The sequence below is a fragment of the Rhodovulum sp. YNF3179 genome, assembly GCF_050586465.1.
Classification (GTDB): Bacteria; Pseudomonadota; Alphaproteobacteria; order Rhodobacterales; family Rhodobacteraceae; genus CAJXYS01.
The window spans coordinates 54,320-77,248 of the sequence record NZ_JBOCEG010000001.1 but is presented as its reverse complement, the minus strand read 5'-3'; the positions used below and the strand labels follow the sequence as shown (position 1 = coordinate 77,248).

At 64.9% G+C, this 22,929-nt stretch carries 24 protein-coding genes; all 24 read right to left on the bottom strand.

Annotated features, from left to right (window positions below):
• Position 1: 1 nt before the first annotated feature.
• The 24 genes from rplE to rplA all read right to left on the bottom strand — a co-directional run bounded on the left by rplE (position 2) and on the right by rplA (position 22,929).
• A complete protein-coding gene (gene rplE, locus ACQ5SP_RS00380; protein ID WP_430935265.1) occupies positions 2-562 on the bottom strand; it encodes a 50S ribosomal protein L5 in 561 nt (186 codons plus the stop codon).
• Positions 555-869 carry a 50S ribosomal protein L24 gene (rplX, locus tag ACQ5SP_RS00375; RefSeq protein WP_430935263.1) on the bottom strand — a complete coding sequence of 105 codons (315 nt, stop codon included), beginning with the start codon at positions 867-869 and terminating at the stop codon, positions 555-557. Before rplX ends, rplE begins: the two co-directional genes overlap by 8 nt.
• Positions 869-1,237, bottom strand: coding sequence for a 50S ribosomal protein L14 (gene rplN / locus ACQ5SP_RS00370; protein ID WP_109424462.1), 369 nt, complete (start codon positions 1,235-1,237; stop codon positions 869-871). Before rplN ends, rplX begins: the two co-directional genes overlap by 1 nt.
• A 77-nt stretch (positions 1,238-1,314) precedes the next feature.
• Entirely contained in the window at positions 1,315-1,548 is a 234-nt protein-coding gene (rpsQ, locus tag ACQ5SP_RS00365) for a 30S ribosomal protein S17 (protein WP_430935261.1), read from the bottom strand.
• 13 nt (positions 1,549-1,561) lie between these two features.
• Positions 1,562-1,765, bottom strand: a complete 204-nt coding sequence (gene rpmC, locus ACQ5SP_RS00360) for a 50S ribosomal protein L29 (protein ID WP_430935259.1) — start codon at positions 1,763-1,765, stop codon at positions 1,562-1,564.
• A 95-nt stretch (positions 1,766-1,860) separates the two neighbouring features.
• Positions 1,861-2,274, bottom strand: a complete 414-nt coding sequence (rplP, locus tag ACQ5SP_RS00355) for a 50S ribosomal protein L16 (protein ID WP_430935257.1) — start codon at positions 2,272-2,274, stop codon at positions 1,861-1,863.
• A gap of 21 nt (positions 2,275-2,295) precedes the next feature.
• Positions 2,296-2,994: a 30S ribosomal protein S3 gene (gene rpsC, locus ACQ5SP_RS00350; protein WP_430935255.1), complete on the bottom strand. Its 699-nt coding sequence runs from the start codon at positions 2,992-2,994 to the stop codon at positions 2,296-2,298.
• Positions 2,994-3,374: a 50S ribosomal protein L22 gene (gene rplV / locus ACQ5SP_RS00345; protein WP_430935253.1), complete on the bottom strand. Its 381-nt coding sequence runs from the start codon at positions 3,372-3,374 to the stop codon at positions 2,994-2,996. The genes rpsC and rplV overlap by 1 nt, the downstream gene beginning before the upstream one ends.
• A 5-nt stretch (positions 3,375-3,379) precedes the next feature.
• Positions 3,380-3,658: a 30S ribosomal protein S19 gene (rpsS, locus tag ACQ5SP_RS00340; RefSeq protein WP_430935251.1), complete on the bottom strand. Its 279-nt coding sequence runs from the start codon at positions 3,656-3,658 to the stop codon at positions 3,380-3,382.
• 3 nt (positions 3,659-3,661) lie between these two features.
• Positions 3,662-4,501, bottom strand: coding sequence for a 50S ribosomal protein L2 (gene rplB / locus ACQ5SP_RS00335; protein WP_430935249.1), 840 nt, complete (start codon positions 4,499-4,501; stop codon positions 3,662-3,664).
• Positions 4,502-4,589: 88 nt separating this feature from the next.
• Positions 4,590-4,886, bottom strand: coding sequence for a 50S ribosomal protein L23 (locus ACQ5SP_RS00330; protein WP_430935247.1), 297 nt, complete (start codon positions 4,884-4,886; stop codon positions 4,590-4,592).
• Entirely contained in the window at positions 4,883-5,503 is a 621-nt protein-coding gene (gene rplD / locus ACQ5SP_RS00325) for a 50S ribosomal protein L4 (RefSeq protein WP_430935245.1), read from the bottom strand. Before rplD ends, ACQ5SP_RS00330 begins: the two co-directional genes overlap by 4 nt.
• Entirely contained in the window at positions 5,500-6,345 is an 846-nt protein-coding gene (gene rplC / locus ACQ5SP_RS00320; RefSeq protein ID WP_430935243.1) for a 50S ribosomal protein L3, read from the bottom strand. Before rplC ends, rplD begins: the two co-directional genes overlap by 4 nt.
• Before the next feature lie 14 nt (positions 6,346-6,359).
• Entirely contained in the window at positions 6,360-6,668 is a 309-nt protein-coding gene (gene rpsJ / locus ACQ5SP_RS00315; protein WP_430935241.1) for a 30S ribosomal protein S10, read from the bottom strand.
• A 74-nt stretch (positions 6,669-6,742) separates the two neighbouring features.
• Positions 6,743-7,918 carry an elongation factor Tu gene (gene tuf / locus ACQ5SP_RS00310; protein ID WP_430935215.1) on the bottom strand — a complete coding sequence of 392 codons (1,176 nt, stop codon included), beginning with the start codon at positions 7,916-7,918 and terminating at the stop codon, positions 6,743-6,745.
• Between the two features lie 45 nt (positions 7,919-7,963).
• The gene (fusA, locus tag ACQ5SP_RS00305) at positions 7,964-10,105 is read right to left on the bottom strand and encodes an elongation factor G (protein ID WP_430935239.1); all 2,142 of its coding nucleotides are present in this window, start codon (positions 10,103-10,105) and stop codon (positions 7,964-7,966) included.
• 21 nt (positions 10,106-10,126) lie between these two features.
• Positions 10,127-10,597, bottom strand: coding sequence for a 30S ribosomal protein S7 (gene rpsG / locus ACQ5SP_RS00300; RefSeq protein WP_430935237.1), 471 nt, complete (start codon positions 10,595-10,597; stop codon positions 10,127-10,129).
• A 12-nt stretch (positions 10,598-10,609) separates the two neighbouring features.
• Positions 10,610-10,981 carry a 30S ribosomal protein S12 gene (gene rpsL, locus ACQ5SP_RS00295; protein ID WP_430935235.1) on the bottom strand — a complete coding sequence of 124 codons (372 nt, stop codon included), beginning with the start codon at positions 10,979-10,981 and terminating at the stop codon, positions 10,610-10,612.
• A 238-nt stretch (positions 10,982-11,219) separates the two neighbouring features.
• Positions 11,220-12,095 carry a DMT family transporter gene (locus ACQ5SP_RS00290; RefSeq protein ID WP_430935233.1) on the bottom strand — a complete coding sequence of 292 codons (876 nt, stop codon included), beginning with the start codon at positions 12,093-12,095 and terminating at the stop codon, positions 11,220-11,222.
• A gap of 235 nt (positions 12,096-12,330) precedes the next feature.
• Entirely contained in the window at positions 12,331-16,572 is a 4,242-nt protein-coding gene (gene rpoC, locus ACQ5SP_RS00285) for a DNA-directed RNA polymerase subunit beta' (RefSeq protein WP_430935231.1), read from the bottom strand.
• Positions 16,573-16,625: 53 nt separating this feature from the next.
• Complete coding sequence (rpoB, locus tag ACQ5SP_RS00280) at positions 16,626-20,765, bottom strand: DNA-directed RNA polymerase subunit beta (RefSeq protein WP_430935229.1); 4,140 nt, start codon at positions 20,763-20,765, stop codon at positions 16,626-16,628.
• Between the two features lie 244 nt (positions 20,766-21,009).
• Complete coding sequence (gene rplL, locus ACQ5SP_RS00275) at positions 21,010-21,393, bottom strand: 50S ribosomal protein L7/L12 (protein ID WP_430935228.1); 384 nt, start codon at positions 21,391-21,393, stop codon at positions 21,010-21,012.
• A gap of 74 nt (positions 21,394-21,467) precedes the next feature.
• A complete protein-coding gene (gene rplJ / locus ACQ5SP_RS00270; RefSeq protein ID WP_430935226.1) occupies positions 21,468-21,986 on the bottom strand; it encodes a 50S ribosomal protein L10 in 519 nt (172 codons plus the stop codon).
• Positions 21,987-22,227: 241 nt separating this feature from the next.
• A complete protein-coding gene (rplA, locus tag ACQ5SP_RS00265; protein WP_430935225.1) occupies positions 22,228-22,929 on the bottom strand; it encodes a 50S ribosomal protein L1 in 702 nt (233 codons plus the stop codon).

Below are 22,929 nucleotides of genomic sequence, written 5' to 3'. Positions count from 1 at the left end.
CTTAGCTGCTGAACGGCATGTTGAAATGCTTCAACAGCGCCTTCGCTTCCGCGTCGGACTTCGCGGTGGTGCAGATGATGATGTCCATTCCCCAGACTTCGTCGACCTTGTCGTACTCAATCTCGGGGAACACGATGTGTTCCTTGAGCCCCATGGCGTAGTTGCCGGAGCCGTCGAAGGACTTGCCGGACACGCCGCGGAAGTCGCGGATACGCGGCATGGCGATGGTGATCAGCCGGTCCAGGAACTCGTACATGCGGTCGCCGCGGAGCGTGACCTTCACACCGAGCGGCATGCCTTCGCGGACACGGAACCCGGCGATCGACTTCTTGGCGCGGTTGACGACGGGCTTCTGGCCCGCGATCAGCGCAAGGTCGTTCTCGGCCGACTTGATCTTCTTGGTGTCCTTGACGGCCTCGCCGACGCCGATGTTCAGGACGATCTTGTCCAGGCGCGGGATCATCATGTCGTTCTTGTAGCCGAACTCCTCCTTCATCGCGGGACGGATCGTCTCGCGGAAGGTGGCCTTCAGGCGCGGGGTGTAGGTGGTGGTATCAAGCATCGATCACCGCTCCCGATTTCTTGGCGACACGCACCTTCTTGCCATCCTCGACGCGGAACCCGACGCGGGTCGGGCCGCCGTCCTTGGGGTCGACCATGGCGAGGTTCGACAGGTCGATCGGCATCTCGGTCGGCACGCGGCCGCCCTGTGCGGTCTGGGACTGGCGCTGGTGGCGGATCGCCACGTTCACGCCCTGAACGATCGCCTTGCCGGCCTTCGGGTCGACGGAGGTGATCTCACCTTCCTTGCCCTTGTCCTTGCCGGCGAGCACGACCACCTTGTCGCCCTTCTTGAGCTTTGCAGCCATCAGAGCACCTCCGGGGCCAGCGAAATGATCTTCATGAACTGCTTGGCGCGCAGTTCACGCACCACGGGTCCGAAGATCCGGGTGCCGATCGGCTCGTTGTTGTTGTTGAGGATCACGGCGGCGTTGCGGTCGAAGCGAATGGCGGTGCCATCCTCGCGGCGCACTTCCTTCGCGGTGCGCACCACGACGGCCTTGCGCACGTCGCCCTTCTTCACGCGGCCACGCGGGATGGCTTCCTTCACCGAGACGACGATGATGTCGCCCACGGAGGCGTATTTACGCTTGGAACCACCCAGGACCTTGATGCACTGCACCCGGCGCGCGCCGGAGTTGTCAGCGACATCCAGATTGGTCTGCATCTGGATCATGTGGTTTCTCCCGACCTTTGGGGACTGATCCGTTCATCGGGCCCCAGGGTTTCGATCAAACCGGAATGTGGCGGACCTTACGCGGTCGTCACCACCTCCCAGCGTTTCATCTTCGAGCGCGGCGGGCATTCCTGGATGCGCACGACATCCCCCACCTTGCAGCTGTTCTCCGCGTCATGCGCCCGGTATTTCTTGGACTTGCGGATGGTCTTCTTCAGAACCGGGTGCGTGAAGCGGCGCTCGACCAGCACAGTGACGGACTGGTCGTTCTTGTCGCTGGTCACGGTGCCCTGCAGAATTCTCTTCGGCATCTCACGCGCTCCCTTATTCCGTGGCCGCTTGCGCGGCCTTTTCGTTCAGAACGGTTTTCACGCGCGCGACGTCGCGGCGGACGGTCTTCATCCGCGCGGTGTTTTCCATCTGCCCGGTCGCCTGCTGGAAGCGCAGATTGAAGGCTTCCTTCTTCAGGTTCGACAGCTCCTCGCGAAGCTGGTCGGGCGTCTTGTCTCTCAGCTCAGCAGCGTTCATCGCCACTCTTCCTTTCATCAGAAGTCACCGGACGGCGTGCCGGTGCTTTTCCAACAAAAAACCCAAACCCCCGCGTATCGCGGGGGTCCGGATTTTTACCAATCCTCGCGGACAACGATCCGTGTCTGGAGCGGAAGCTTCATCGCTGCGAGGCGGAGCGCTTCCTTTGCCACAGATTCGGACACGCCGTCAATCTCAAACATCACCCGGCCGGGCTTGACCTTGGCGGCCCAGTACTCGACCGAGCCCTTGCCCTTGCCCATCCGGACTTCCGTCGGCTTCTTCGACACCGGAACGTCGGGGAAGATCCGGATCCAGACCCGGCCCTGGCGTTTCATGTGACGGGTGAGCGCGCGGCGCGCGGCCTCGATCTGGCGCGCGGTCACGCGCTCGGGCGTCGCCGCCTTGAGCCCGTAGCTGCCGAAATTCAGTTCGGTACCGCCCTTTGCCTGGCCGTGGATACGGCCTTTGTGCATCTTGCGGAACTTCGTACGCTTGGGTTGAAGCATCTCTCTTCTCCCTGGGAAGGATCAGCGGCGCGGACGCGGGCCGCCGCCTTCCTGCAATTCCTGTTGGCGGCGATCGCGGGCGGACGGGTCGTGTTCCATGATCTCGCCTTTGAAGATCCAGACCTTGATCCCGATGATGCCGTAGGGGGTCGACGCCTCGACATTGGCGTAGTCGATATCCGCGCGCAGCGTGTGCAGCGGGACGCGGCCCTCGCGATACCACTCGGTGCGGGCAATCTCGGCACCGCCGAGACGGCCGGCGAGGTTCACCCGGATACCCTGGGCGCCCATGCGCATGGCGTTCTGCACCGCCCGCTTCATCGCGCGGCGGAACGACACCCGGCGCTCGAGCTGCTGGGCGATGGACTCGCCCACGAGCGCGGCGTCCAGCTCGGGCTTGCGAACCTCGACGATGTTGAGGTGCAGCTCGCTGTCGGTCAGGTTCGCCAGCTTGCGGCGCAGGCTCTCGATATCGGCGCCTTTCTTGCCGATGATCACGCCCGGGCGCGCGGTGTGGATCGTGACGCGGCACTTGCGGTGCGGGCGCTCGATGATCACGCGGCTGACGCCGGCCTGCTTGCACTCGTCCTTGATGAACTCCTTGATCTTGATGTCCTCAAGCAGGAGATCGCCGTATTCCTTGGTGTCGGCGTACCAGCGGCTGTCCCAGGTGCGGTTGACCTGGAGGCGCATGCCGATCGGATTGACCTTCTGACCCATTATGCTTGCTCCTCGACTTGCCGCACCTTGATGGTCAGCTCGGAAAACGGCTTCATGATCCGGCCGAAGCGGCCACGGGCGCGCGGACGGCCGCGCTTCATGACCAGGTTCTTGCCCACGAAGGCCTCGGCGACGACCAGCTCGTCCACGTCAAGGTTGTGGTTGTTCTCGGCGTTCGCGATGGCCGACTGGAGGCACTTGCGCACATCCTGCGCGATCCGCTTCTTCGAGAAGGTGAGATCGGCAAGCGCCTTGTCCACCTTCTTGCCGCGGATCATCGCGGCGACCAGGTTCAGTTTCTGCGGCGACGTCCGGAGCATGCGCGTCTTGGCCATCGCCTCGTTCTCCGCCACGCGGCGCGGATTCTTGTCCTTACCCATGACGATTACTTCCTTTTCGCCTTCTTGTCGGCCATGTGCCCGTAATAGGTGCGGCTCGGCGAGTATTCCCCGAACTTCTGGCCGATCATGTCCTCGGTGACGAGGACGGGAATGTGTTTGCGCCCGTTGTAGACCCCGAAGGTGAGGCCGACGAACTGCGGCAGGATGGTGGAGCGGCGCGACCAGATCTTGATGACCTCGTTGCGGCCGGATTCACGCGACTTTTCGGCCTTCTTCAGGACGTGGGCGTCAACGAAGGGGCCCTTCCAAACAGAACGTGCCATGGCTTAGCGTCCCTTCTTGCGTGCGTGGCGCGAGCGGATGATGTACTTGTCCGTCGCCTTGTTCTTGCGCGTGCGCATACCCTTGGTGGGACGACCCCAGGGCGTCACCGGGTGACGGCCGCCCGAGGTGCGGCCTTCGCCGCCGCCATGCGGGTGATCGATCGGGTTCATCACCACGCCACGGACCGAGGGACGCTTGCCGAAGTGACGGTTGCGCCCGGCCTTGCCGTAATTCTCGTTCGAGTGATCCGGATTCGACACGGCGCCGACGGTTGCCAGGCATTCCTGGCGAACCATCCGCAGCTCGCCCGAGGACAGGCGGATCTGGGCATAGCCACCGTCGCGCCCCACGAACTGCGCGTAGGTGCCCGCGGCGCGGGCCAGCTGGCCGCCCTTGCCCGGCTTCAACTCGATGTTGTGCACGATCGTGCCGATCGGCATGCCGACGAACGGCATCGTGTTGCCGGGTTTCACGTCGGCCTTGGCCGCCGCGATGACGGTGTCGCCCACCGCGAGCCGCTGCGGTGCCAGGATATAGGCCTGTTCGCCGTCCTGGTAGCGGATGAGCGCGATGAAGGCGGTCCGGTTCGGATCGTATTCGATCCGCTCCACGGTCGCCGGGACATCCATCTTGCGACGCTTGAAATCCACCACGCGGTAGAGGCGCTTCGCCCCGCCGCCGCGACGTCGCTGCGTGATCCGTCCGGTATTGTTCCGGCCGCCTTTCTTGGTCAGACCCTCCGTGAGGGCCTTGACCGGGCGTCCTTTCCAAAGCTCCGAACGGTCGATCAGAACCAGCCCGCGCTGGCCTGGCGTGGTCGGTTTGTACGACTTCAGTGCCATGCTTTCTGTCTTCCGTTGCTTTGGGTCTTGAGGACCCTGGTTCAAAAAGGGAACGCGGCCCCTGGGGGCCGCGATTCGCGGTCTTCTATCAGAGGCCGGTTGTCACGTCGATGGTGTTGCCTTCCTCGAGCGTGACATAGGCTTTCTTGACGTCCTTGCGGCGGCCGCTGATGCCGCGGAACCGCTTGGTCTTGCCCTTGGTGACGGTGGTGTTGACCGCCTTCACCTTGACGTTGAAGAGCCCCTCGATCGCTTCCTTGATCGCGGGTTTCGTCGCGTCCATGGCCACCTCGAAGACGACGGCGTTCTGTTCGGACGCCATCGTGGCCTTCTCGGTGATGACCGGCTTGCGGATCACGTCGTAGTGCTGGGGTTTCGCGCTCATTTCAGTCGAGCCTCCAGTGCTTCGACACCCGCCTTCGTGATCACCAGCGTGTCACGCTTGAGGATGTCATAGACATTCGCGCCCTGGCTCGGCAGCACGTCGAGACCCTCGATGTTGCCCGCGGCGCGGGCGAAGTTCTCGTTGACCTCCGGCCCGTCGATGACGAGCGCGCGCTTCCAGCCCAGGTTCTTGACCGCCTTGGCCAGTTCCTTGGTCTTGGCTTCGCCCATCTCGGCCGAGTCCAGCACGATCAGCGCGCCGGCCGACGCCTTGGACGACAGCGCGTGCTTGAGGCCCAGCTTGCGAACCTTCTTGGGCAGGTCATGCGCGTGGCTGCGCGGGGTCGGGCCCTTGTAGATGCCGCCCTTGCGGAAGATCGGCGCGTTCCGGTCGCCGTGGCGTGCGCCACCGGTGCCCTTCTGGCGATAGATCTTCTTCGACGAGTAGCTCGTCTCGGAGCGGGTCTTGACCTTGTGCGTCCCCTGCTGGGCCCGCGCGCGCTGCCAGCGCACGACGCGGTGCAGGATGTCCGCGCGCGGCTCCAGGCCGAAGATCTCGTCGTCGAGATCGATCGAGCCCGCGCCCGACGCGTCGAGCTTGACTACTTCAGCCTTCATTTGTCCTCGCCTCCTTCGGGGGCGTTGTCGTCGGTGGACTCTTCGGCCTCGGCCTCGGCCGCCTCGATCGCGGCCTGCTCTTCGGCGAGCGCGGCCTCGCGGGCAGCCTCTTCCTCGGCCGCGGCCTGCGCGGCAGCTTCCTCGGCGGCGCGCTTGGCTTCCTCGGCGGCGGATTTCAGCGCCGCGGGCAGGATCACGTTGTCGGGCGTCGGCTTCTTGACCGCGTCCTTGATCGTGACCCAGCCGCCCTTGGACCCCGGCACCGCGCCCTTGACCATGATCAGGCCCCGCTCGGCGTCGGTCTTGACGACTTGCAGGTTCTGCGTGGTCACGCGCGCCGCGCCCATGTGGCCGGCCATCTTCTTGCCCTTGAACACGCGGCCCGGATCCTGACACTGACCCGTGGAGCCGTGCGAGCGGTGGCTGATCGACACGCCGTGGGTGGCCTCGAGGCCGCGGAAATTGTGCCGCTTCATGGCGCCCGCGAACCCCTTACCGATCGAGGTGCCGCAGACATCCACGAACTGCCCCTCGAAGTAATGGTCGGCGGTGATCTCTTCGCCGATACCGATCAGGTTTTCCGGCGCGACGCGGAATTCCGCGATCTTGCGCTTCGGCGCAACGCTGGCGGTGGCGAAATGCCCGCGCATCGCCTTGGACACGCGCTTCGCCTTGGCCGTGCCCGCGCCGAGCTGGACCGCCGAATAGCCGTCCTTGTCGGCGGTGCGCTGCGCGACCACCTGCAGATTGTCGAGTTGAAGAACGGTGACCGGCACCTGCCGTCCGTCCTCCATGAACAGCCGGGTCATGCCCAGCTTCTTTGCGATAACTCCAGAGCGCATCTCGGGTGCCCTCCTCAAACCTTGATCTCGACGTCGACACCGGCGGCCAGGTCGAGCTTCATGAGCGCGTCCACGGTCTGCGGCGTCGGGTCGATGATGTCGAGAAGACGCTTGTGCGTCCGGATCTCGAACTGCTCGCGCGACTTCTTGTCGATGTGCGGGCCCCGGAGAACCGTGAACTTCTCGATCTTGTTCGGCAGCGGGATCGGGCCACGCACCTGCGCGCCGGTCCGCTTGGCCGTGTTCACGATTTCCGCGGTGCTGGAGTCGAGCACCCGGTAATCGAAGGCCTTGAGCCTGATGCGAATGTTTTGCGACTGCATGTCGGTGCCTTTCGCGGCTAGGGTTGAGAGGTAGACCGGGCGGGATCGCCCGGCCTACGTCGAACCCGAATGGTTCACTCGATGATTTTGGACACGACGCCGGCGCCGACGGTGCGGCCGCCTTCACGGATGGCGAAGCGGAGCTTCTCTTCCATCGCGATGGGCGCGATCAGCTCGACGGTGAAGGACACGTTGTCGCCCGGCATCACCATCTCGGTGCCCGCGGCCAGCTGGACCGTCCCGGTCACGTCCGTCGTGCGGAAGTAGAACTGCGGGCGGTAGTTGGCGAAGAACGGCGTGTGACGGCCACCCTCTTCCTTGGTCAGGATGTAGGCCTCGGCCTCGAACTTCGTGTGCGGCGTCACCGAGCCCGGCTTGCAGAGAACCTGCCCACGCTCAACGCCCTCGCGGTCCACACCGCGCAGAAGCGCGCCGATGTTGTCGCCCGCCTCGCCACGATCCAGCAGCTTGCGGAACATCTCGACGCCCGTGACCGTCGTCTTCTTCGTGTCCTTGAGACCGACGATCTCGACCTCGTCGCCCACGTTGATCACGCCGCGCTCGACGCGGCCGGTCACGACCGTGCCACGGCCGGAAATCGAGAACACGTCCTCGATCGGCATCAGGAACGGCTGGTCCACCGGACGCTCCGGCGTCGGGATGTACTCGTCAACCGCCGCCATCAGCTCGCGGATCTTGTTCTCGCCGATCTCGGGGTCGCGCCCTTCCATCGCCGCAAGCGCCGAGCCCGCCACGATCGGAATGTCGTCGCCCGGGAAGTCGTAATCCGACAGAAGCTCGCGAACTTCCATCTCGACAAGCTCGAGAAGCTCCTCGTCGTCGACCTGGTCAACCTTGTTCAGGAACACCACAAGCGCCGGAACGCCAACCTGGCGCGCCAGAAGGATGTGCTCGCGCGTCTGCGGCATCGGACCGTCCGCCGCGTTCACCACGAGGATCGCGCCGTCCATCTGCGCCGCACCCGTGATCATGTTCTTCACGTAGTCCGCGTGGCCGGGGCAGTCGACATGCGCGTAGTGACGGTTGTCCGTCTCGTATTCCACATGCGCCGTCGAGATCGTGATCCCGCGCGCCTTCTCCTCCGGCGCGCCGTCAATCTGGTCATACGCCCGGAAGTCCCCGAAATACTTCGTGATCGCAGCCGTCAGCGTCGTCTTGCCGTGGTCAACGTGACCAACAGTCCCGATGTTCACATGCGGTTTCGTACGTTCAAACTTCTCTTTTGCCATGATGGCCTCCTGTCAATTCTTGGCCGGCCGGAAACCGGCTGCACCTCACGCGTATTTCGCCTGGATCTCTTCCGAGATGTTCTGCGGGACCGCCTCGTAGTGGTCGAACTGCATCGTGAACTGCGCACGGCCCGAGGACATCGAGCGCAGGTTGTTGATGTAGCCGAACATGTTGGCCAGCGGCACGAAGGCGTTGATGACGATCGCGTTGCCGCGCGGCTCCTGGCCCTGGACCTGGCCGCGGCGGCTGGTCAGATCGCCGATGATGTTGCCGGTGTATTCCTCCGGCGTGACCACCTCGACCCGCATGATCGGCTCGAGCAGCTTGGCGCCGCCCTTGCGCAGACCTTCGCGCATCGCGGCGCGCGAGGCGATCTCGAAGGCCAGAACGCTCGAGTCGACGTCGTGGTAGGCGCCGTCGATGAGCTTGACCTTGAAGTCGATCACCGGGAAGCCGGCGAGCGGGCCGCTGTCCATGACGGACTCGATGCCCTTCTCGACGCCGGGGACGTATTCCTTCGGCACCGAACCGCCCACGATGAGGCTTTCGAAGCTGTAGCCCTCGCCGGCCTCGGTCGGCTCGATCTCGAGCTTGACGCGGGCGAACTGGCCCGAACCACCGGTCTGCTTCTTGTGGGTGTAGTCCACCTCGGCCTTGTGGCTGATCGTCTCGCGATAGGCCACCTGCGGGGCACCGATATTCGCCTCGACCTTGAACTCCCGCTTGAGGCGGTCGACGAGGATGTCGAGGTGAAGTTCGCCCATGCCCTTCATGATGGTCTGGCCCGATTCCAGATCGGTCTCCACCTTGAAGGACGGGTCCTCGGCGGCAAGCCGCTGCAGGCCCTGGCTCATCTTTTCCTGGTCGGCCTTGGTCTTGGGCTCGACCGCGATCTCGATCACCGGGTCCGGGAAGGTCATGGTTTCCATGACGACCTGGGCGTTCGCGGCGCAAAGCGTGTCACCGGTGGTGGTCTCTTTCAGACCGGCCAGCGCGATGATGTCGCCGGCGCCCGCCCACTCGATTTCCTCGCGCGAGTTGGAGTGCATCATCATCATCCGGCCGATGCGCTCTTTCTTGCCCTTGGTCGAGTTCAGGACGCTCTCGCCCTTCTTCACGGTGCCCGAGTAGATACGGGTGAAGGTGAGCGAGCCCACGAAGGGGTCGTTCATGATCTTGAACGCCAGCGCCGAGAACGGCTGACCGTCATCGGCGGTCCGCTCGATGTTGCGGGTCTCGGTCTCGTCATCCGGCGAGAAGCCCATGTAGGGCGGCACGTCGAGCGGGCCGGGCAGGTAGTCGATCACCGCGTTGAGCAGCGGCTGGACACCCTTGTTCTTGAAGGCCGAGCCCGCGAGAACCGGCACGAAGGCCATGCTCAGCGTGCCCTTGCGGATCAGGCCGCGCAGGGTCGGCAGATCCGGCTCTTCGCCCTCAAGATACGCCTCCATCGCGTCGTCGTCCATCTCGACGGCGAGCTCGATGAGTTCGGCGCGCATTTCCTCGGCCTGGTCCTTGAGATCGTCACGGATGTCCTGGACGACCCAGCTCGCGCCGAGGTCTTCGCCCTTCCAGACCCATTCCTTCATCGTCACCAGGTCGACGATGCCCTCGAGCTTGTCCTCGGCCCCGATCGGCATCTGGATCGGCGCGGGCGTGGCGCCCGTCCGGTCCTTGATCATGCGCACGCAGTTCCAGAAATCGGCGCCGATCTTGTCCATCTTGTTGACGAAGACGATGCGCGGAACCTTGTAGCGGTCGGCCTGGCGCCAGACGGTCTCGGTCTGCGGCTCGACGCCGGCATTGGCGTCCAGCACCGCGACGGCACCGTCGAGCACGGCGAGCGAGCGCTCCACCTCGATGGTGAAGTCGACGTGGCCCGGGGTGTCGATGATGTTGAAGCGGAACTTGGCTTCCTGCGGCGTGTCGCCGTAGATGCCGGTCGGGTTCTCGCCATCCTCGGTGCGGAACCAGAAGGTGGTCGTCGCGGCCGAGGTGATGGTGATGCCGCGTTCCTGCTCCTGCTCCATCCAGTCCATCGTGGCGGCGCCGTCATGGACTTCGCCGATCTTGTGGGACTTGCCGGTGTAAAACAGGATGCGCTCGGTGCAGGTGGTCTTGCCCGCATCGATATGCGCCATGATACCGAAGTTGCGGTAGCGGCTGAGAGAGTATTCGCGTGCCATGAGTTCTGAAACCTTCGGGGATTACCAGCGGTAATGGCTGAAGGCTTTGTTCGCCTCGGCCATCTTGTGGGTGTCTTCGCGTTTCTTCACGGCGGTGCCGCGGCTCTGGACGGCGTCGATCAGCTCACCGGCCAGACGCTCTTCCATGGTGTTCTCGTTGCGCGCGCGCGACGCCGTGATCAGCCAGCGGATGGCCAGCGCCTCGCGGCGTTCGGGGCGCACCTCGACGGGAACCTGGTAGGTGGCGCCGCCGACACGGCGGGAGCGGACCTCGACGGCCGGCTTGATGTTGTCGAGCGCCTCGTGGAACACCTCGACCGGTGCCCGCTTCAGCTTCTCCTCGACGCGATCGAAGGCGCTGTAGACGATACGCTCGGCGACGGATTTCTTCCCGTCGACCATCATGTTGTTCATGAACTTGGAAATCACCCGGTCGCCGAACTTCGGATCGGGCAGGATTTCGCGTTTCTCGGCGCGGTGGCGACGCGACATGGACTTCTCTCCTTACTTCGGACGCTTGGCGCCGTATTTCGAGCGGCGCTGGCGGCGATCCTTGACGCCCTGGGTATCCAGCACACCACGCAGGATGTGGTAGCGGACACCCGGAAGGTCCTTCACACGGCCGCCGCGGATGAGCACGACGGAGTGTTCCTGAAGGTTGTGGGATTCACCGGGGATGTAGCTGATGACTTCGTAGCCATTGGTCAGCCGCACCTTGGCGACTTTCCGCATCGCCGAGTTCGGCTTCTTCGGCGTCGTGGTGTAGACGCGCGTGCAGACGCCCCGCTTCTGCGGGCAAGCCTGCAGGTGCATGGACTTCTGGCGTTTTACTTTCGGCTGCCGCGGCTTGCGGATCAGCTGTTGGATCGTTGGCATACCGGTTCCCCGTATCTCAACCCGTTCATGTGTCACTGCGCCCTGCACAACTGCAAAACGCCAAGACCGCCTGCGCCCCCGGGTTTCCGGGGCCGCCGCGGTGGAATTCCAGAGGATCGTGGCCGCTTGGCCAGGATCATGACCGCCAAATTGTGGCATTTGAGCCGACCCCACACGCAGGTCGAGCCGGCAAGTGACGCGCGTATAAGGGGAGTCGCGGGGGTTGTCAACAGCCCGGCTAGCCGCCGGGGCGCGCGGCGCGTTCGCGGTAGAAGGTAAAGATGCCCGTGCCGACCACGATCGCCGCGCCGAGCAGCGTCGGCAGGGCCGGGAAATCGCCGAACACCGCCCAGCCCAGCGCCAGCGCCCAGAGCAGCCCGGTGTAGCGGAACGGCGCCACGACCGCGATCTCGCCGGTCCGCATCGCCAGGACGATGAACAGGTAGCCGCCCACGATGAGAACCGAGGCCGCCAGCAAGAGGGCCACGTTGCCCGGCGCGGGCCAGACCCAGCTTTCGAAGACCGAGGCCCCGGCCGCGACCAGCGTGATCGCGACCGCGGTGACAAGCGCGACGGCCGCGGAACTGACGCCGGGCGTCAGGCGCCGGGTGCTGAGATCCCGCAGCACCACGAAGCAGACGGCCCCCAGCGCCAGGACCGAGTACCGGTCGAAGCCCTCGGTGCCCGGCCGCACGATCAGCATCACCCCGGCGAAGCCGGCCAGGATGGCCAGCCAGCGGCGCCAGCCGACGGCCTCGCCGAGAAACAGCGCGCCGGCCAGCGTCACCGCCAGCGGCAGCGACTGCAACACCGCGGTCACGTTGGCCAGCGGCATGTGCATCAGTGCGGTCAGGAAACAGACCGTCGCGCCGATCTCACCCAGGGTTCGCCAGGCGATCACCGCGCGGTCACCGCGGGCGACGCGGAAATGCAGCGCGCCCTCCAGGTGACAGAGAACGGCCAGCAACATGCTGGTGCCCAGCCCCCGCAGGAAGATCGCCTGGAAGAGCGGCAGATCCTGCGTGACCAGTTTCATGCAGGTATCGTTCAGCGTGAAGCCGGCCATGCCGGCCATCATCATCACCGCCGCACGGGTATTCTCGCTCGCCGTCAACCGCGCCTCCCCTGACGGCACAGACGTAGCACCGCCCCCGCCTGCCCGCTACACCCGAAGCGGGCCAGGGGCGCGACACGGGGGTACCTCGCATGATGCGCCGGCAGTCCTTTCCGCGCGCCGCGGTCGCGGTTCCGGCGGCCCGTGCCGCCGGGGCGGGCCGGACGGGCCACCCGGCATGCGAAAGGCCCGGCCGTTTCCGGCCGGGCCTTATCATGTCCGGGCTGCGCCGGGATCACTCCTCGCGGCTCTCCGGCGTTTCCGGGAAATCGGCCGCATCGGTCGGCTCCGCCGGTTCTTCCGGGGCGACCAGCGCGGCGGCCGCCTCGGCTTCGGCCCGGCGGGCATCGATGATCTTCTGGTCGCGATCCGTCGCGATCCGGCGCACCTTCTGGGTGGCGCCGCCGGTACCGGCGGGGATCAGGCGCCCGACGATCACGTTCTCCTTCAGACCGATCAGCTTGTCGCGCTTGCCCTGGACCGAGGCCTCGGTCAGCACGCGCGTGGTCTCCTGGAACGAGGCCGCCGAGATGAAGGACCGGGTCTGCAGCGACGCCTTGGTGATGCCCAGCAGGATCGGCTCGCCCTCGGCCGGACGGCGGCCTTCGGCCAGCGCCCGTTCGTTGGCGGCGTCGAACTCGGCCTTGTCCACATGCTCGCCCTTGAGAAGCGTGGTCTCCCCGCTGTCGAGGATCTCCCACTTCTGGAGCATCTGGCGCACGATCACCTCGATGTGCTTGTCGTTGATCTTCACGCCCTGCAGGCGGTAGACGTCCTGCACCTCGTCGATCAGGTAATCGGCCAGGGCCTCGATCCCGAGAATCCGCAGAATGTCGTGCGGTGCCGGGTTGCCATCCATGATGTAGTCGCCGCGCTGGACGAAATCGCCCTCCTGCACGGGGATGTGCTTGCCCTTGGGCACCATGTATTCCACGGGCTCGTGGCTCTCGTCCGTCGGCTCGATCGTGATCCGGCGCTTGTTCTTGTAGTCGCGCCCGAAGCGGACATAGCCATCGACCTCGGCGATGATCGCGTGATCCTTGGGACGGCGCGCCTCGAAGAGTTCGGCCACACGCGGCAGACCGCCGGTGATGTCCTTCGTCTTGGCGCCCTCGCGCGGAATCCGCGCGACCACGTCACCGGCCTTGATCTCCTGGCCTTCCTCGACCGATAGGATCGCGTCCACCGACATCGGGTAGCTGACCGGGTTGCCGAGATCGTTGCGCATGGGCTCGCCGGTCGCGGGATCCATGATGATGATCTCGGGCTTCAGGTCGTTGCCCTTCGGCGCGGCGCGCCAGTCGGAGACGATCTTCTGGGTCATGCCCGTCGCCTCGTCGGTCTCTTCCCGGACCGAGACGCCCGAGGTCAGGTCGACGAAGCGCGCGACGCCGGCCTTCTCGGCGATGATCGGCAGGGTGTAGGGATCCCATTCGAAGAGCTTGGCACCGCGCTCGATCTCCTGGCCTTCTTCGACCAGGATCTTGGTGCCGTAGCCCATCTTGTGGCTCGCCCGTTCCACGCCGTTCTCGTCGACGATGGCCAGGGACATGTTGCGGCCCATGACGATCTGGTCGCCCGACGCGTTCTTCAGGACATTGGCATTGCGGAACTCGATCTTGCCGGACTGGCTCGATTCCAGGAAGGACTGCTGCCCGCCCTGGGCGATGCCGCCGATGTGGAAGGTCCGCATCGTCAGCTGCGTGCCCGGCTCGCCGATCGACTGCGCGGCGATCGTGCCCACGGCTTCGCCGACATTGACCATCGTGCCACGGGCCAGGTCGCGGCCGTAGCACATCGCGCAGACGCCTTCCTCGGCCTCGCAGGTCAGGGGCGAGCGGATCCGCATGGTCTGGATACCGGCATTCTCGATCTCGTCGGCGATGCGTTCGTCGACCAGCTCGTCCTTGCGCAGCACCACCCGGTCGGAGCCCGGCACGATCACGTCCTCGGCCGCGACGCGGCCCAGGATGCGTTCGCCGAGCGAGGCCACGACCTCGCCGTCGGAGACCGCCGCCTGCGCGGTGATCGCGCGTTCGGTCCCACAGTCATGGGCCCGCACGATGCAGTCCTGCGCCACGTCGACGAGACGGCGCGTCAGGTAGCCCGAGTTCGCCGTCTTGAGCGCGGTATCGGCCAGGCCCTTCCGGGCGCCGTGGGTGGAGTTGAAGTACTCCAGCACGGTCAGGCCTTCCTTGAAGTTCGAGATGATCGGCGTCTCGATGATCTCGCCCGAGGGCTTGGCCATCAGGCCGCGCATCCCGCCCAGCTGCTTCATCTGCGCCGGCGAGCCACGGGCCCCGGAATGCGACATCATGTAGACCGAGTTCGGCTCCATCTCGGCCCCGGTGTCGTCCTTACGCACCGCCGAGATCTCGGCCATCATGGCCCCGGCCACCTCGTCGGAGCATTTCGACCACGCATCGACGACCTTGTTGTATTTCTCACCCTGGGTGATGAGGCCGTCCATGTACTGCTGCTCGAACTCCTTCACGGAGTCGCGGGTGTCACCCACGATCTTCCACTTCTCCTCGGGGATGAGCATGTCGTCCTTGCCGAAGGAGATGCCGGCCTTGAAGGCCTCGCGGAAGCCAAGCCCCATGATCTGGTCGCAGAAGATCACCGATTCCTTCTGGCCGCAGTAGCGGTAGACGGTGTCGATGACCTCGCCGACCTCTTTCTTGCGCAGCAGGCGGTTCACGATATCGAAGGGCGCCTTGGCGTTCAGCGGCAGCATCGAGCCCAGCCGGGCGCGGCCCGGCGTGGTCTCGAAGCGCTGCTGGATGACGTTGCCTTCCTCGTCCACCTGCGGGATGCGGCAGGTGATCTTGGCATGCAGGCTGACCTCGCCGGCATTGACCGCGTGCTCGACCTCTTCGACCGAGCCGAAGATCATGCCTTCGCCCTTCACGCCCTCGCGCATCATGGTGATGTAGTAGAGCCCGAGGATCATGTCCTGCGACGGCACGATGATCGGCTTGCCGTTGGCCGGCGACAGCACGTTGTTCGTGGACATCATCAGGACGCGCGCCTCGAGCTGGGCTTCCAGCGACAGGGGCACGTGCACGGCCATCTGGTCACCGTCGAAGTCGGCGTTGAAGGCCGCGCAGACCAGCGGGTGAAGCTGGATCGCCTTGCCCTCGATCAGCACCGGCTCGAAGGCCTGGATGCCGAGGCGGTGCAGCGTCGGCGCGCGGTTCAGCAGCACGGGATGTTCGCGGATCACCTCGTCGAGGATGTCCCACACCTCGGGGCGCTCTTTCTCCACCAGCTTCTTGGCCTGCTTCACGGTGCTGGACAGGCCCTTGGCCTCGAGCCGCGAATAGATGAAGGGTTTGAACAGCTCCAGCGCCATCTTCTTGGGCAGGCCGCACTGGTGCAGCTTCAGTTCCGGCCCGGTCACGATGACCGAGCGGCCCGAGAAGTCGACGCGCTTGCCCAGCAGGTTCTGCCGGAAGCGGCCCTGCTTGCCCTTCAGCATGTCCGACAGCGACTTCAGCGGGCGCTTGTTGGCGCCGGTGATGACGCGGCCGCGGCGGCCGTTGTCGAAGAGCGCGTCGACCGATTCCTGCAGCATCCGCTTTTCGTTGCGAACGATGATGTCCGGCGCGCGCAGCTCGATCAGGCGCTTCAGGCGGTTGTTCCGGTTGATCACCCGGCGATACAGGTCGTTCAGGTCCGAGGTGGCGAAGCGGCCGCCATCCAACGGCACCAGCGGGCGCAGTTCCGGCGGGATGACCGGGATCACGGTCATGATCATCCACTCGGGCCGGTTGCCCGAGTCGAGGAACGCCTCGACAACCTTCAGCCGCTTGATGATCTTCTTCGGCTTCAGCTCGCCGGTGGCCTCGGCCAGGTCGGCGCGCAGCTGCTCGGCCTCGGATTCCAGGTCGATCTGGCTCAGCATCTCGCGGATCGCCTCGGCGCCGATACCGGCGGTGAAGGCATCCATGCCGTACTGGTCCTGGGCGTCCATGTATTCTTCCTCGGTCATCAGCTGACCGTAGGTAAGATCGGTGAGGCCGGGCTCGATCACCACGTAGTTCTCGAAGTAGAGAATCCGCTCGAGATCGCGCAGCGTCATGTCGAGCATGAGACCGATGCGCGAGGGCAGGGACTTGAGGAACCAGATATGCGCGACGGGCGCGGCCAGTTCGATATGGCCCATGCGTTCGCGGCGGACCTTCTGCAGCGTGACCTCGACGCCGCATTTCTCGCAGACGACGCCGCGATACTTCATCCGCTTGTACTTGCCGCAGAGGCACTCGTAGTCCTTGATCGGCCCGAAGATCCGGGCGCAGAACAGGCCGTCACGCTCCGGTTTGAACGTGCGGTAGTTGATGGTCTCCGGCTTCTTGATCTCGCCATACGACCACGAAAGGATCCGCTCGGGCGAGGCCAGCGAGATCTTGATCTCGTCGAAGCTCTTCGGCGACTGAAGCGGGTTGAACGGGTTGGTGGTCAGTTCCTGGTTCATTCTGCGATCCTAACTCTGCTGGGGAAGGGAGGGGGTGAGGGCGCGCGCCGCCCTCACTCGTCCTCTTCCTCCGCATCCAGGAGTTCCATGTTGAGGCCGAGGCCCCGGACTTCCTTCACGAGCACGTTGAAGCTCTCGGGGACGCCGGCCTCGAAGTTGTCCTCGCCCTTGACGATGGACTCGTAGACCTTGGTCCGCCCGGCCACGTCGTCCGACTTGACCGTGAGCATTTCCTGCAGCGTGTAGGCCGCGCCGTAGGCTTCGAGCGCCCAGACTTCCATCTCGCCGAAACGCTGGCCGCCGAACTGGGCCTTGCCGCCCAGCGGCTGCTGGGTGACGAGGCTGTAAGGCCCGGTCGAGCGCGCGTGGATCTTGTCGTCCACGAGGTGATGGAGTTTCAGCAGGTACTTCATGCCGACGGTGACCGGCCGCGCGAACTGCTCGCCGGTGCGCCCGTCATAGACGACCGACTGGCCCGACTCGTCGAACCCGGCACGCTTGAGCGCGTCGTTGACGTCCGGCTCCTTTGCCCCGTCGAAGACCGGGGTCGCGATCGGCACCCCCTTGGTGACGTTGTGCGCCGCCTCGAGGAACTGTTCGTCGTCGCGGTCGCCGAGCGCCAGCTCGTAGACGTCGTCACCATAGGCCAGCTTCATCGCGTCACGCACCGGGGTCATGTCGCCGGAGCGCTTGTATTCCTGAAGCGCCTCGTCGATCTGGATGCCCAGCCCGCGCGAGGCCCAGCCCATGTGGGTCTCGAGGATCTGGCCCACATTCATCCGCGACGGCACGCCGAGCGGGTTCAGCACCAGGTCCACCGGGGTCCCGTCGGTGAGGAACGGCATGTCCTCTTCCGGCACGACCTTCGAGATGACGCCCTTGTTGCCGTGACGGCCGGCCATCTTGTCGCCCGGCTGCAGCTTGCGCTTCACCGCGATGAAGACCTTGACCATCTTCATCACGCCCGGGGGCAGATCGTCGCCGCGGCGAACCTTCTCGACCTTGTCCTCGAAACGGTGCTCGAGCGCACGTTTCTGGCTTTCGAACTGGGCGTTCAGCGCCTCGACGGCCGAGGCGTCCTTCTCGTCGCCGAGCGCGAGCTGCCACCACTGGCCGCGCGACAGGGTCTCCAGAAGCTCCTCGGTGATCTCGGAGCCGGACTTGACGCCCTTGGGTCCCTTCACCGCGGTCTTGCCGAGAAGCATGGACTTCAGACGCGCGTAGATGTTGCGCTCGAGGATTGCCATCTCGTCGTCCCGGTCACGGGCCAGACGTTCGACTTCCTCGCGCTCGATCTGCAGCGCGCGCTCGTCCTTCTCGACGCCGTGGCGGTTGAAGACGCGCACCTCGACCACGGTCCCGAAATCGCCCGGCGGCAGGCGCAGCGACGTGTCGCGCACGTCGGAAGCCTTTTCACCGAAGATGGCGCGGAGCAGCTTTTCCTCCGGCGTCATCGGGGATTCACCCTTGGGCGTGATCTTGCCCACGAGGATGTCGCCCGGCCCGACCTCGGCCCCGATATAGACGATGCCCGCCTCGTCGAGGTTGCGCAGCGCCTCCTCGCCGACATTGGGGATGTCGCGGGTGATTTCCTCGGGCCCGAGCTTGGTGTCGCGCGCGGCGACCTCGAACTCCTCGATATGGATCGAGGTGAAGACGTCGTCCTTGGCGATCCGCTCGGAGATCAGGATCGAGTCCTCGTAGTTGTAGCCGTTCCAGGGCATGAAGGCGACGAGGACGTTCTTGCCCAGCGCCAGCTCGCCCAGGTCGGTCGAGGGACCATCCGCGATCACCTCGCTCTTCACCACGCGGTCGCCCACCTTCACCAGGGGTTTCTGGTTGATGCAGGTGTTCTGGTTCGACCGCTGGAACTTGCGCAGACGATAGATGTCGACGCCCGGGTCGCCCGGCTCCAGGTTCTCGGTCGCGCGCACGACGATCCGGGTGGCGTCCACCTGGTCGATGACGCCGGCCCGCCGCGCCATGATCGCGGCGCCGGAATCGCGGGCCACGACCGACTCGATGCCGGTGCCGACAAAGGGGGCCTCGGCCTGGAGGAGCGGCACAGCCTGGCGCTGCATGTTCGACCCCATCAGGGCGCGGTTCGCGTCGTCGTTCTCGAGGAACGGGATGAGCGAGGCCGCGACCGAGACCAGCTGCTTCGGCGACACGTCGATGTAGTCGATGTTCACCGGCGGGTTCAGCGTGTATTCCCCCGCGCGCCGGGTGGAGGCCAGGTCGTTGACGAACCGGCCTTCGTCGTCGAGTTGCGCGTTCGCCTGGGCGATGGTGTGGCGCATCTCTTCCGTCGCCGACATGTAGATCACCTCGTCGGTGACCTGGCTGTCCTCGACCTTGCGGTAGGGCGTCTCGATAAAACCGTACTTGTTGACCCGCGCGAAGGTGGCGAGCGAGTTGATCAGCCCGATGTTCGGGCCTTCCGGCGTCTCGATCGGGCACATCCGGCCATAATGGGTCGGGTGCACGTCGCGCACCTCGAAGCCCGCACGCTCGCGCGTCAGGCCGCCCGGGCCCAGCGCCGACAGGCGCCGCTTGTGCGTCACCTCCGACAGCGGGTTGGTCTGGTCCATGAACTGGCTGAGCTGCGACGAGCCGAAGAATTCACGCACCGCGGCCGCGGCCGGCTTCGCGTTGATCAGGTCCTGCGGCATCACCGTGTCGATCTCGACCGAGGACATGCGCTCCTTGATGGCGCGCTCCATCCGCAGCAGGCCGACGCGATACTGGTTTTCCATCAGTTCGCCGACAGACCGCACCCGGCGGTTACCGAGATGGTCGATGTCGTCGATCTCGCCCTTGCCGTCCCGAAGTTCGACCAGCGCCTTCACGCAGGCGATGATGTCTTCCTTGCGCAGCGTGCGCTGGGTGTCCGGCGCATCGAGCGCAAGGCGCATGTTCATCTTCACGCGGCCGACGGCCGAAAGGTCGTACCGCTCGGAGTCGAAAAAGAGCTGGTCGAACAGCGCCGACGCGGCTTCCTCGGTGGGCGGCTCGCCCGGACGCATGACGCGGTAGATATCCATGAGCGCCGTCTCGCGGTTCATGTTCTTGTCCGCGGCCACGGTGTTGCGGATATAGGGGCCGACATTGACGTTATCGATGTCGAGCACCGGGATGTCCGTCACGCCCTCGTCCAGCAGACGCTTCAGCGTGCCGCCGGTGACCTCGCCGTCCTTGTCGGTCTCCCAGGTCAGCTCGTCGCCGGCCTCGACCCAGATCTCGCCGGTTTCCTCGTTGATGATGTCGCGCGCGACGTAGCGCCCGACGATCCGATCGAAGGGCATGAGGATCTCGGTGACGTTGCCTTCCTCGATCAGCTTCTTGACCGCGCGCGGGGTGACCTTCTTGCCGGCCTCGGCGATGACCTCGCCGGTCTTGGCGTCGACGATGTCATAGGCCGGACGGGTGCCGCGAATCCGCTCGGGGAAGAATTTCGTGACCCAGCCCTTGTTCTTTTTGTACTTGAAGTCGACCGTGTCGTAATAGGCATCCATGATGCCTTCCTGGTCGAGCCCGAGCGCGTAGAGCAGGGTCGTCACCGGCAGCTTGCGGCGGCGGTCGATCCGGCAGAACACGATATCCTTGGCGTCGAACTCGAAGTCGAGCCAGGAGCCGCGGTAGGGAATGATCCGGCAGGCGAAGAGCAGCTTGCCGCTGGCATGGGTCTTGCCCTTGTCATGGTCGAAGAACACGCCGGGAGAGCGGTGCATCTGGCTGACGATCACACGCTCGGTCCCGTTGACGATGAACGTGCCGTTCTGGGTCATCAGCGGCATGTCGCCCATGAACACGTCCTGCTCCTTGATGTCCTTCACCGATCTGGCGCCGGTGTCCTCGTCCACGTCGAAGACGATCAGGCGCAGCGTCACCTTCAGCGGCGCGCTGTAGGTCATGTCGCGCTGCTGGCATTCCTCGACATCGTATTTCGGCTTCTCGAGCTCGTATTTCACGAATTCGAGCACGGAGGTCTCGTTGAAATCCTTGATCGGGAACACCGACTGGAAAACGCCCTGGATGCCCTCGCCGTCCGTCGGCTCCAGCTGATCGCCGGAGTTCAGGAACAGGTCGTAGGAGGATTTCTGAACCTCGATGAGGTTCGGCATCTCCAGGACTTCGCGGATTTTCCCGTAGTATTTGCGGATGCGCTTCTGGCCTTCGTAGGTCTGAGCCATGCTCGTCGTCACCTCTCAGTTGTTCGCGATGTGCGACCGTCGGGCACCGGCACACCACCGCTCACAAAACAGGGGGTGAGGTTCCATTCATGCCGACCGTCCCACCGATCGGCTCCCGAACCTCGAACCGCGCCTTGGGCAGGACCGGACCGTTCCGGCCCTCTCCAAGACAGGTTCGGCTGGACCCGCGTTTTCGGCGGATCCAGCCAGGATAGGTCGTCTGGACGCTGACGCGCCCGTCCGATTACTTCAGCTCGACTTCGGCGCCAGCCTCTTCGAGCTTCTTCTTCATCTCTTCGGCTTCTTCCTTCGGAGCGCCTTCCTTGACGGCCTTGCCGCCGGCTTCGACGAGCTCCTTGGCTTCCTTCAGGCCGAGACCGGTGATCGCACGCACCTCTTTGATGACGTTGATCTTCTTGTCGCCAGCCGACTTCAGGATGACGTCGAATTCGGTCTGCTCCTCGGCAGCTTCGCCGCCGGCGTCACCGCCGGCCGGGCCAGCCATCATGACGGCGCCGCCCGCTGCGGGCTCGATGCCGTACTCGTCCTTGAGGATGGTTTTCAGTTCCTGGGCCTCGAGCAGCGTCAGACCGACGATCTCTTCAGCCAGTTTTTTCAGATCAGCCATTTTTCCGTTTCCGTTCGTTCAGTTGTGTTCCAACGTGTCCGGGGTCTTTCCCCACGCACGCCTCACGATGTTGCTTAAGCCGCTTCCGCGCGCTCCTCGATGGTCGAGAGGATGCTCGCGATGTTCGAAGCAGGTGCGCCAACTGCACCGGCGATGTTCGAGGCGGGGGCGCCGATAGCGCCGACGATGGAGGCAATGAGCTCCTCGCGCGACGGCATGGCGGCCACGGCTTTCACACCGGCCTGGTCCAGAGCGCTCTCGCCCATGGCCCCGCCAAGGATTTCGAACTTGTCGTTCTCCTTGGCATAGCTGTCGGCAACTTTCGCCGCAGCGACGGGGTCCTCGGAATAGACGAGAACGGTCATGCCCTGCATGAGGTCGGCAATGCTTTCGCACGGCTTGCCCTCGAGGGCGATCTTGGCGAGCCTGTTCTTGGCGACGCGCACGGATCCGCCCGCGTCACGCATGCGCGCGCGCAGATCCTGCATCTCAGCAACCGTGAGACCCGCGTAGTGTCCGACGACGACCACGCCAGAGCTTTCGAAGATCTGGCCGAGTTCCTCGACCACTTTCTCTTTCTGGGCTCTATCCACAGTTCCACTCCAATCTGGGGATCTCTCCCCGGCTCTCATTTCCCCGGATCGCTCCGGGGTTCGGGTCCTTGACTACGGGTCCCGAGGCCAAAATCGCCCGAGGGCAGAGCCCTTGGCTGATCTCCTCGCTTCCCGTCTCAGGCAGGAAATTAAGCCCCGAAGGGCACCCACCGTCTCGGACAGACCGACGGGCCCGAAGGCCCGCCGTATTCCCCGGCCCGAAGACCGAGGGAATTCTCGATCAGGCGTTACCCGTGGCCGACGTAATGTCGACGGTCACGCCCGGGCCCATGGTGGAGGTGAGCGAGATCTTCTTCAGATACGCGCCCTTGGCCCCCGCGGGCTTGGCTTTCTGCACGGCGTCCACGAAGGCGCGGACGTTCTCGACCAGCTTGTCGGCCTCGAAGGACGCCTTGCCGACACCGGCATGGACGACGCCGGCCTTCTCGGCCCGGAACTGGACCTGTCCGCCCTTGGCGTCCTGGACCGCCTGCGCGACGTCCATCGTCACCGTGCCGACCTTGGGGTTCGGCATCAGGTTGCGCGGCCCGAGGATTTTCCCCAGCCGGCCGACGACCGGCATCATGTCCGGCGTGGCGATGCAGCGATCGAACTCGATCGTGCCGCCCTGGATGGTTTCCATCAGGTCCTCGGCGCCGACGATATCCGCCCCGGCCTCTTTCGCTTCCTCGGCCTTGGGGCCGCGGGCGAAGACGGCGACGCGCACGGTCTTGCCGGTGCCGTTGGGCAGGCTGACGGTGCCGCGGACCATCTGGTCGGCATGGCGCGGATCAACGCCGAGATTCATCGCGATCTCGACGGTCTCGTCGAACTTGGCCTTGGCGTTGCTCTTGATGAGGGTGATCGCGTCCTCGACGGAGATGTCGCTCTTGCCGGCGACGGCCTCGCGGGCCGACTTCATGCGTTTTCCAAGCTTGGCCAT

What these genes read in the sequence shown, in the direction of transcription:
- rplE (WP_430935265.1), bottom strand. Translation starts at nt 562, where the DNA reads ATGCTTGATACCACCACCTACACCCCGCGCCTGAAGGCCACCTTCCGC.
- rpsG (WP_430935237.1), bottom strand. Translation starts at nt 10,597, where the DNA reads ATGTCGCGTCGCCACCGCGCCGAGAAACGCGAAATCCTGCCCGATCCG.
- rplA (WP_430935225.1), bottom strand. Translation starts at nt 22,929, where the DNA reads ATGGCCAAGCTTGGAAAACGCATGAAGTCGGCCCGCGAGGCCGTCGCC.
- rplX (WP_430935263.1), bottom strand. Translation starts at nt 869, where the DNA reads ATGGCTGCAAAGCTCAAGAAGGGCGACAAGGTGGTCGTGCTCGCCGGC.
- rpsJ (WP_430935241.1), bottom strand. Translation starts at nt 6,668, where the DNA reads ATGCAGTCGCAAAACATTCGCATCAGGCTCAAGGCCTTCGATTACCGG.
- rpoC (WP_430935231.1), bottom strand. Translation starts at nt 16,572, where the DNA reads ATGAACCAGGAACTGACCACCAACCCGTTCAACCCGCTTCAGTCGCCG.
- rpsQ (WP_430935261.1), bottom strand. Translation starts at nt 1,548, where the DNA reads ATGCCGAAGAGAATTCTGCAGGGCACCGTGACCAGCGACAAGAACGAC.
- rplL (WP_430935228.1), bottom strand. Translation starts at nt 21,393, where the DNA reads ATGGCTGATCTGAAAAAACTGGCTGAAGAGATCGTCGGTCTGACGCTG.
- rplB (WP_430935249.1), bottom strand. Translation starts at nt 4,501, where the DNA reads ATGGCACTGAAGTCGTACAAACCGACCACGCCAGGCCAGCGCGGGCTG.
- rpsL (WP_430935235.1), bottom strand. Translation starts at nt 10,981, where the DNA reads ATGCCAACGATCCAACAGCTGATCCGCAAGCCGCGGCAGCCGAAAGTA.
- rplC (WP_430935243.1), bottom strand. Translation starts at nt 6,345, where the DNA reads ATGCGCTCTGGAGTTATCGCAAAGAAGCTGGGCATGACCCGGCTGTTC.
- tuf (WP_430935215.1), bottom strand. Translation starts at nt 7,918, where the DNA reads ATGGCAAAAGAGAAGTTTGAACGTACGAAACCGCATGTGAACATCGGG.
- rpoB (WP_430935229.1), bottom strand. Translation starts at nt 20,765, where the DNA reads ATGGCTCAGACCTACGAAGGCCAGAAGCGCATCCGCAAATACTACGGG.
- rpsC (WP_430935255.1), bottom strand. Translation starts at nt 2,994, where the DNA reads ATGGGTCAGAAGGTCAATCCGATCGGCATGCGCCTCCAGGTCAACCGC.
- ACQ5SP_RS00330 (WP_430935247.1), bottom strand. Translation starts at nt 4,886, where the DNA reads ATGAGCGCGAAACCCCAGCACTACGACGTGATCCGCAAGCCGGTCATC.
- fusA (WP_430935239.1), bottom strand. Translation starts at nt 10,105, where the DNA reads ATGGCACGCGAATACTCTCTCAGCCGCTACCGCAACTTCGGTATCATG.
- rplD (WP_430935245.1), bottom strand. Translation starts at nt 5,503, where the DNA reads ATGAAGGCTGAAGTAGTCAAGCTCGACGCGTCGGGCGCGGGCTCGATC.
- rpmC (WP_430935259.1), bottom strand. Translation starts at nt 1,765, where the DNA reads ATGAACGCTGCTGAGCTGAGAGACAAGACGCCCGACCAGCTTCGCGAG.
- rplV (WP_430935253.1), bottom strand. Translation starts at nt 3,374, where the DNA reads ATGGGTAAGGACAAGAATCCGCGCCGCGTGGCGGAGAACGAGGCGATG.
- rpsS (WP_430935251.1), bottom strand. Translation starts at nt 3,658, where the DNA reads ATGGCACGTTCTGTTTGGAAGGGCCCCTTCGTTGACGCCCACGTCCTG.
- rplN (WP_109424462.1), bottom strand. Translation starts at nt 1,237, where the DNA reads ATGATCCAGATGCAGACCAATCTGGATGTCGCTGACAACTCCGGCGCG.
- rplP (WP_430935257.1), bottom strand. Translation starts at nt 2,274, where the DNA reads ATGCTTCAACCCAAGCGTACGAAGTTCCGCAAGATGCACAAAGGCCGT.